We start from the raw sequence: 606 nt of genomic DNA, 5'->3' as shown, positions 1-606 counted from the left end.
CAATACGAACCACGCATTACAATACAAATTATAAACGGTGGTCTCTTTTATGTTACCGCAAATCATTTTCTATCTTAAAGAAAGCTCCTTCAGATTGAAGGAGCTTCTTTTAAGATATGTTCCCAGCCTATTCTCTATCTTCATTACGCYCTTGCTGTTTTTTCTCTGTCATACGTTTCTGATATGCACGATCCTTTGCACTTACATGGTTTGCATCAGTTGGAAGATTCTCTTTTGAACGACCAATTCCATTACTCATCTTTTTCGCCTCCTTTTTGCATGTTTCAAAATGCATCTTTATTTTCAGCTAGAGGCACAATCCTTATACAAAAAAATAAGAGCAGCCAGTAGCTGCTCTTACTCATTCACGTATTTTTGAAACATATCATGGATGCCTTGATTTACGAGGTTCGAGATCTGTTCGTCAGATTTATTCGGATAACGATCACGTAATCTGATAGATGCCTTCACCATTAAATTTTCTAATACAGAACGGCCACCTTCTCCATAAATAATTTCAGCATACTTAACCAGTCTTCCATCCTCTAATGTTGCTTGATTATGATTGAAGAAAAATTTACTCATTGTCTCCACCTCTCTTTTGAT

General features: G+C 36.4%; 2 protein-coding genes and 1 pseudogene. 1 reads left to right on the top strand and 2 read right to left on the bottom strand.

Annotation, left to right across the window (positions count from 1 at the left end; all coding sequences use genetic code 11):
* A pseudogene (locus AC1DJR_RS32725) lies at positions 1 to 78 on the top strand (YqhG family protein); the annotation flags it as partial.
* A gap of 49 nt (positions 79 to 127) precedes the next feature.
* Here AC1DJR_RS32725 and AC1DJR_RS32720 read toward each other — a convergent pair.
* Both AC1DJR_RS32720 and AC1DJR_RS32715 read right to left on the bottom strand, forming a co-directional pair.
* Positions 128 to 259, bottom strand: coding sequence for a hypothetical protein (locus AC1DJR_RS32720; RefSeq protein ID WP_477004543.1), 132 nt, complete (start codon positions 257 to 259; stop codon positions 128 to 130).
* A gap of 98 nt (positions 260 to 357) precedes the next feature.
* The gene (locus AC1DJR_RS32715; RefSeq protein ID WP_477004544.1) at positions 358 to 585 is read right to left on the bottom strand and encodes a hypothetical protein; all 228 of its coding nucleotides are present in this window, start codon (positions 583 to 585) and stop codon (positions 358 to 360) included.
* Positions 586 to 606 lie beyond the last annotated feature (21 nt).

Source organism: Bacillus sp. 05T31, from assembly GCF_056396725.1.
Note: the sequence above shows the minus strand (reverse complement) of the source record. Positions and strands in the feature narration are given on the sequence as shown.